Origin of the sequence: Vibrio sp. 10N.261.51.A3 (genome assembly GCF_041471965.1) — a bacterium.
Classification (GTDB): Bacteria; Pseudomonadota; Gammaproteobacteria; order Enterobacterales; family Vibrionaceae; genus Vibrio; species Vibrio crassostreae_C.
This window is the reverse complement of the sequence record NZ_JBFRPK010000168.1, coordinates 1-3,701: the sequence shown is the minus strand read 5'-3', so window position 1 is coordinate 3,701 and position 3,701 is coordinate 1. Positions and strand designations below refer to the sequence as shown.

The window sequence follows — 3,701 nt, the reverse complement described above, 5'->3', positions numbered from 1 at the left end:
TGTGATCAAGAGACAGCCCACTGGGTGCCTTTTTCTTGAATATTCGTTTGATAAAAACTGATGCTTACCAGAAGGTAACGAACAAACCGACCGTTACGGCCATACCAACATAGTTGTTATTTAGAAAAGCTTGAAAACATAAGTCTCGGTCACGATGCCGCATCAAATGTTGTTGGTACACAAACAAGCTGCCTGCGGCTAACAATGCCCAATAGAAAGTATCACCCAATTGGTAGTGCATACCTAACGCAATCAGCATCGCTAGGGTGACGAGTTGCAAAGAGCCAACAATCAGTTTATCGAAGCGACCAAATAAAATAGCCGTCGATTTAATACCAATCTTCAAGTCATCATCTCGGTCAACCATCGCATATTGCGTGTCGTAAGCAATCGTCCACAACGCGTTAATCACGAAGATAAACCACACAATGCTTGGCAGTTCATTGGTTTGTGCAGCCCATGCCATTGGAATAGCCCAGCTAAACGCTAAGCCAAGAAACAACTGTGGAAGGTGCGTAAAACGCTTCATGAAAGGATAAATAAACGCTAGACCCACCCCAATAAAAGAGAGCTTAATGGTCAGCGGATTCATGGTCAGCACTAGCAAGAATGAAATCACGGCTAGCACTAAAAAAAGGATAACGGCTTCTTTGCTCGACACCAAACCAGACGGCAGTGGACGCTGCTTGGTACGTTTAACATGACCATCTACTTTACGGTCCGCAAAGTCATTGATCACACAGCCAGCTGAACGCATCAACACCACGCCGAGTACAAAAACAACCAAGACATCAAAATCAGGCATACCTTGTGCGGCGATAATCAGTGACCACAAGGTCGGCCAAAGGAGTAATAGGGTACCAATCGGGCGATTCATTCGCGTTAATTGCCAATACGCCTTCGCTTTGGTGGCAAGCATTTACACACTCTCCTTAGAGTAAATGGGTGATGTTGGTAAAAACAGTTCTGCCACAAGCATCGGTTTATGGTTCATCCATAATCGAGAACGACGCGCGAGTAATCGCTCATCGCCTGCGATAACCCAACCAACTTGCAGCGCATCTCGCTCCACGTTCTCAGCACTAAAAACGGTCAATCCAAGCGGGACATTACCTTGTTGAGAAAGGTCTGAGTGCTGATGATCTTCTAATGTGACTCGGGGAATCAAGGTTCGACCTAACACCCACGGTTCGTCATCACCCTTTAAAATCACTTTACGCAGTAAGCAATCAAACGATGATAAAAGATGTTCCTCGTCTTGTTGCAGCATTGAGCGTTCTACAACTTGATTATGAAGCAACTCAACAGACAGGTGCTGACAGCACTTCCCCAACTTGCGGGAAAGAGAACCTTGCTCCATCAGCCACTCTTTGGTGGTTTCATTAGGAAAATCAAATGTTTCTGTACTTTGCCAATCTACATTCATTAACGAATTAAGATACAGCGATATTGGCTGATTCATACTAGTATTCAATAGGTGACTTTACACGTACAATAAAGCTTCAACTTTCGAACAAAATTAAAGCGTTCTTCGAATTGTAAACGTATTTAGATTTAGACCGCTCATTGTAACAAGACTAATGCGTTTCGAATATCGCGAATAAACTAAAGAAAAGTCACAAATATGCACAAACGTTATGTAGCCCAAATATTTCTTGCGATTACCCTACTCTTTTCAGCATCAAGTTTCGCGGAAGAGGAGTCGGCAGCTAAACTCGCCTACTTCACGCTAGAGCCAGACCTGACCACCAATTTTTACACTAAAGGTAAAAAACTGGGCTACATTCAGGTTCGCCTCGACATCATGGTGGCAAATAGTAGCGACTTGGCCGCTATTGAGCATCACCAACCACTGATTCGCGATGCGGTGATTGAATTGCTTGGCAAACAAAACGAAGAAACCATTAAATCTCTATCTGGCCGTGAAGACTTAAGAAAATCCTTAGTTGAACACCTCAACAAGATTTTGCTTCCAGAGACAGGTAAAACCCTGATTGCTGACTTACTGTTTACCAAATACCTTTATCAGTAATGATGTAAAACGAATCCCAATAAAAAAGCGGCTCATCTGGCCGCTTTTTTTGTCTCTATCGTTTGGCTACTCATTAGAAGATATGAATTAGCTTCTTGCCGAGCTTGGTGCTTTCATCGCATCGATAAAGCCAATAATCACACCAGCGGCTAGACCAGCTAAATGCGCCGTATTGGCGATAGCCATAAATGGCTGCATGTACCCAAGCACCAACCACACCAACATAAAGCCGACAATCTGTCTTGGGATACCTAAACCAAGTTGTGGCGCCTTCGCACCAACCACCCATAAGTAACCAACCAAGGCATACACAACACCAGACAAACCACCGAAGTTCGCCCCTTCAACCCAATACTGCCCAGCACCTGAAAGCGCAGAAGAGACAGCAAAGATCTGAAGTAGCTTGAGGCTGCCAAGTTTCTTCTCAATGTCTCCACCTAGCTGCCACCACCACAAAATATTAAATGCGATGTGCATAACAGAGAAATGTAGAACGGCATGACTCAACCAACGCCACAGCTGCCATTGCTGTCCATCCACCGCTGGGAAATGTAGGGCATTGAAAATAGCTTGGCCAAAACCGATCTGTTGCAGCGCAAAAATCACCACACACACCAACATCAGGCTTAGTGTCACTGGGCCTGCTTTGGCTTTGATCATGCCCATGAAGCTTGGCGTGTGGTAATGGAAGTTGCTCTTTCTGGTCTCTGCCATGTCCCAAGATGCAGCTTGATAGCGCTTATGATTGGGCTCAGCCAGAAAACGATTCAGCTCAGCTTCGGTTTCAACCTGAAATTGGCCATCAAGAAGCCAAAGAGCAAAACGCCCTTCTCCCTCTGGAGACATCTGAATAGGGATCTGACGAGAGGCCATATAATCAATAAATGCTTGAGCAAGACGTGGATTGTCTAACACCATCAATCTAATCATTGTTACTTCCTATTCATTCTATGAGGGATGCTTGAGGCGGTTCAGGTGATGAAAGTCATTAACCTGCGATCACTGGAAGTTCAGCACGATGCCAAGCTTCGAAACCACCATCAACACTATATACCTCTTCAAAGCCTTGGTTCACTAAATATTGTGCCGCACCTTGGCTACTGATGCCGTGGTAGCACATCACTAAGATAGGTTGTTCGAACTCAACCTCATCCATGAATGACACCATCGTATCGTTAGTCAGGTGGTAGGCTGTTTTTGGGTGGGCAACCGCAAAAGACTGCGGGTCACGTATATCGACAAGTCGAGCTTCGCCTTGTTCGATGAGGGCTTGAGCGCCTTTAACATCGATATGTTTAAACTGGTCCATGACTTTCTCTTTTTATACTGATTTACTTTGCTGCCATTGTAACCTATCCCAAGGCTAACATTCACATCCACTTAATAAGGTTATCCACCAGCGATCACTTTTACACCATTTGTGGATAAATCTGTGAATTGCGTGAATAAAGTGTCTTTTCAAAAATAGATCCACAACATGTAGTAATGATCCTGATCTAACTGTGGGTTAACTGAAACATATCCCCACTCGAAAAACCCCGTCAAAGCCTTACTACACACTGCTTTTAGATAGCTGACGAATAAACTTCTCACAGAGTTATCCACAAAATCATTTTGCAAATTTCGATCGCAAAAGTTGAGAAATCGATCCAAATCGAGTAGGAGGAGG

The 3,701-nt window shown here is 44.2% G+C and carries 5 protein-coding genes; 1 reads left to right on the top strand and 4 read right to left on the bottom strand.

Translation table 11 applies throughout. The annotated features are described in order from the left end of the window. Positions 1–64: 64 nt before the first annotated feature. Positions 65–919, bottom strand: a complete 855-nt coding sequence (gene ubiA / locus AB4371_RS22530) for a 4-hydroxybenzoate octaprenyltransferase (protein ID WP_372150694.1) — start codon at positions 917–919, stop codon at positions 65–67. Further along, a complete protein-coding gene (locus AB4371_RS22525; protein ID WP_164091128.1) occupies positions 920–1,462 on the bottom strand; it encodes a chorismate lyase in 543 nt (180 codons plus the stop codon). Positions 1,463–1,624: 162 nt separating this feature from the next. Between AB4371_RS22525 and AB4371_RS22520 the strand changes: the two genes are divergently transcribed. Then, the gene (locus tag AB4371_RS22520; RefSeq protein ID WP_017063771.1) at positions 1,625–2,032 is read left to right on the top strand and encodes a flagellar basal body-associated protein FliL; all 408 of its coding nucleotides are present in this window, start codon (positions 1,625–1,627) and stop codon (positions 2,030–2,032) included. A gap of 87 nt (positions 2,033–2,119) precedes the next feature. Here the strand turns inward: AB4371_RS22520 and glpG are convergent, their stop codons facing one another. Both glpG and glpE read right to left on the bottom strand, forming a co-directional pair. Continuing rightward, on the bottom strand, positions 2,120–2,962 hold the full coding sequence (glpG, locus tag AB4371_RS22515) for a rhomboid family intramembrane serine protease GlpG (protein ID WP_017063770.1): 843 nt from the start codon (positions 2,960–2,962) through the stop codon (positions 2,120–2,122). 58 nt (positions 2,963–3,020) lie between these two features. Continuing rightward, positions 3,021–3,341 carry a thiosulfate sulfurtransferase GlpE gene (gene glpE, locus AB4371_RS22510; RefSeq protein ID WP_017061039.1) on the bottom strand — a complete coding sequence of 107 codons (321 nt, stop codon included), beginning with the start codon at positions 3,339–3,341 and terminating at the stop codon, positions 3,021–3,023. Between the last annotated feature and the right edge of the window lie 360 nt (positions 3,342–3,701).

Bases quoted from the DNA above. Each gene is read 5' to 3' on its own strand.
- ubiA (WP_372150694.1), bottom strand. From the start codon at position 919: ATGCTTGCCACCAAAGCGAAGGCGTATTGGCAATTAACGCGAATGAAT.
- AB4371_RS22525 (WP_164091128.1), bottom strand. From the start codon at position 1,462: ATGAATCAGCCAATATCGCTGTATCTTAATTCGTTAATGAATGTAGAT.
- AB4371_RS22520 (WP_017063771.1), top strand. From the start codon at position 1,625: ATGCACAAACGTTATGTAGCCCAAATATTTCTTGCGATTACCCTACTC.
- glpG (WP_017063770.1), bottom strand. From the start codon at position 2,962: ATGATTAGATTGATGGTGTTAGACAATCCACGTCTTGCTCAAGCATTT.
- glpE (WP_017061039.1), bottom strand. From the start codon at position 3,341: ATGGACCAGTTTAAACATATCGATGTTAAAGGCGCTCAAGCCCTCATC.